Source organism: Cellulomonas sp. IC4_254, from assembly GCF_011603975.1.
Lineage (GTDB): Bacteria > Actinomycetota > Actinomycetes > Actinomycetales > Cellulomonadaceae > Cellulomonas.
In genome coordinates this window covers 1-2,384 of record NZ_JAANNB010000322.1, presented here as the reverse complement: position 1 = coordinate 2,384, position 2,384 = coordinate 1, and the positions used below count along the sequence as shown (strand labels likewise).

Annotated in this window: 4 protein-coding genes; 1 reads left to right on the top strand and 3 read right to left on the bottom strand. The window is 78.1% G+C overall.

All coding sequences use genetic code 11. The features are described from left to right. A partial coding sequence (locus G6556_RS18385; protein ID WP_346775003.1) for a MaoC/PaaZ C-terminal domain-containing protein occupies positions 1-951 on the top strand: 951 nt, incomplete at its 5' end. 30 nt (positions 952-981) lie between these two features. On the opposite strand, the gene G6556_RS18380 is transcribed toward G6556_RS18385, so the two are convergent. The 3 genes from G6556_RS18380 to G6556_RS18370 form a co-directional block, all read right to left on the bottom strand. Next, a complete protein-coding gene (locus G6556_RS18380) occupies positions 982-1,248 on the bottom strand; it encodes a hypothetical protein (RefSeq protein WP_166944536.1) in 267 nt (88 codons plus the stop codon). Beyond that, positions 1,245-1,661, bottom strand: coding sequence for a hypothetical protein (locus G6556_RS18375; protein ID WP_166944534.1), 417 nt, complete (start codon positions 1,659-1,661; stop codon positions 1,245-1,247). Before G6556_RS18375 ends, G6556_RS18380 begins: the two co-directional genes overlap by 4 nt. A gap of 88 nt (positions 1,662-1,749) precedes the next feature. Further along, the gene (locus tag G6556_RS18370) at positions 1,750-2,214 is read right to left on the bottom strand and encodes a hypothetical protein (protein WP_166944532.1); all 465 of its coding nucleotides are present in this window, start codon (positions 2,212-2,214) and stop codon (positions 1,750-1,752) included. Positions 2,215-2,384 lie beyond the last annotated feature (170 nt).

Genomic DNA, 2,384 nt, shown 5'->3' with positions numbered 1-2,384 from the left:
CGGGTGCTGACGCTCGCGGAGTCCCCCGGACTCGCCGGGCTGTACGCACGGGCCGGGCTCGCGTCCGGCCGGGCGGCGGTCGGCGGTCCGGTGCGCCGGGCGCTGGGCGGGGTGCCGGGGATCCCGGCAGGCCCGGACGACGAGGGTCCGCGCACCGCCCCGGTGCTGCCCCCGGTCGAGCACCGGCTCGGCGGTGTCGTCCCCGACCCGGGCCGGCTCACCGCCTACCAGCACCTGGTCGGCGAGCCCGCGTCCGACGTGCTGCCCGCCGGGTTCGTGCACGTGCTCGCGTTCCCGGTCGGCATCGCGCTGATCGTCCGGCCGGACTTCCCGATGCCGCCGCTCGGCATCGTGCACCTGGCCAACCGGGTCGAGCAGCGGGCGCCGCTGCGGGTCGGGGACGCGCTCGACATCCGGGCGTGGGCGCAGGACCTGCGGCCGCACCGCAAGGGTGCGCGGGTCGAGCTGGTCGCGGAGGTCCGCCGCTCGGGCGCGCCGGCCGACGAGCCGCCCGCGTGGCGCGGGGTGTCGACCTACCTGGCTCCCGGGGTGCGGGTGCCCGGGACCACTGCCGAGGACGACGCGCGCCCGGAGTTCGTCGCGCCCGTCCCCACGGGGCGCTGGGCGTTCGACGCGGGGGCCGGCCGCCGGTACGCCGCGGTGTCGGGGGACGCCAACCCGATCCACCTGCACCCGCTCACCGCGCGGGCGCTCGGGTTCCCGCGAGCCATCGCGCACGGGATGCTCACCGCCGCACGGGCGCTCGCCGACGTGGGGGCGCGCCGCGGCGACACCTACGACTGGGACGTCGCGTTCGCGTCGCCGGTGCTGCTGCCGTCCACGCCCGTGGTGCGGGTCGCCGCCACCGGGGACGGCGCGTGGTCCGTCACGGCGTGGGACGCGAAGCGGCGGCGGCCGCACCTGACGGCGGAGGTGCGGGCGCGGGGGTGAGGCCGGCGCGGTCCGGAGGGTGCGGGCGGCCTAGGTGAACAGGGCGCGGAGCATCCGCCGGATCGGGCCGCCGCGGGTCAGGCGCTCGTACTCGGCGGTCCAGAACCGCACCATCTCCATCTCGTGCCGGATCTCCTCGTCCCGCCGCTCGCGCCGCTCACGCTGCCGGTCCACCGCCTGCTGCCACAGGTCCCCGCCCTCCGACAGCCGCTCGACGTACTCGCGCGCCTCCGCGGCGAACTCCGGGCTCACCGGGCGGCGGCCGCCGCTCCGCGCCCGCTGCTGGTCGGGGGTCATGGCTCCGCTCCCTCGCGCTCGGTGATCCGTTCCCACGTTACGGTCGCGAGCGCCGAGCGAACAGGGTCATCTGTCGCCGCGGCCAGCGCCTTGAGGACCGGCCCGAACGCCTCGTCGTCCGCGCCGCCCACCCGCTCCACGACCCAGGTGTACGACTCCCACCACTGCACTCGGTCCCGGTCCTCCTCCTCAGCGCGGCGGGCCGACGACGCGAGCCACGCCGCGTGCCCCCTGGTGACGACCGCGGCGGCACGATCAGCGCGGATCCGCGCCTGCGCCGCGGCGAGACCCAGCACCGCGGCGAGCACCGCCGCGAGCGCCGCGGGTCCCGGGGACAGCAGGAACTCCGCCAGCCACTCGGCCGTGCCGAGCGCCGGCGCCGCCTGCACCACCGCCGCACCGACCGTCGCCATGCCGACCACGCTAGGGCCGCGCGACCCACGGATCGCCGTCGTCCACAGCCCCGGTCCCGAGGTGCGGGCCGCACAGTCCCGGGACGCGTCAGCCGGACGCGGCCGACACGGCGTCCGTCGCGGCCTTCAGCCGCGCTGCGCGTTCGCGTACAGCAGCGGCCCGTTCGTGCGCTTCCGCACCCTGCGCCGCCCGGGACCCCTCGTACGGGAAGAGGACCGCCTCGGTGGCCGTCGCCCGCAGCAGCGCGGCGAGGCGCTCGGCCGCTGCGTCGTCCCCGACCCGCTCGTCCGCCGCGTCGAGGACCTGACGCGCAGCCTCGTAGGCCTCGAAGAGGGCGCCGCTCGCCTCGTGCAGATCGGCGAACCCGGCGTCCTGGACCTGCTGCTCCCGCTCGTCCCACGCCTGCCACCGGGGGTACCCCACCGTCGCCGCGCCGACCCCGACCGCCAGGACGCCGACGATCGCCGCCCGCGCGACCCGACGCCGCCGTCGACGTCGACGGTCCCGCTCCCGGTCCAGCGCCGCGTACGGCGTGCCCTCGACCTCGCTCACCACGTCGTCCTCTCGGAGCCCGGGGCCTCGTCCTGCCGGGGCCTCTCGGCCCGCGGCCCGCGGACCGCGGCCCAGTGCACCACGGGTCCGGGCACCACGGAACCCCGAGATCCGGGACCGGGTGACCCGCCCCCCCTGCACGGGTGCGAGGCTGGCCCCATGCCCGCGCC

Bases quoted from the DNA above. Each gene is read 5' to 3' on its own strand.
- G6556_RS18380 (WP_166944536.1), bottom strand. From the start codon at position 1,248: ATGACCCCCGACCAGCAGCGGGCGCGGAGCGGCGGCCGCCGCCCGGTG.
- G6556_RS18375 (WP_166944534.1), bottom strand. From the start codon at position 1,661: ATGGCGACGGTCGGTGCGGCGGTGGTGCAGGCGGCGCCGGCGCTCGGC.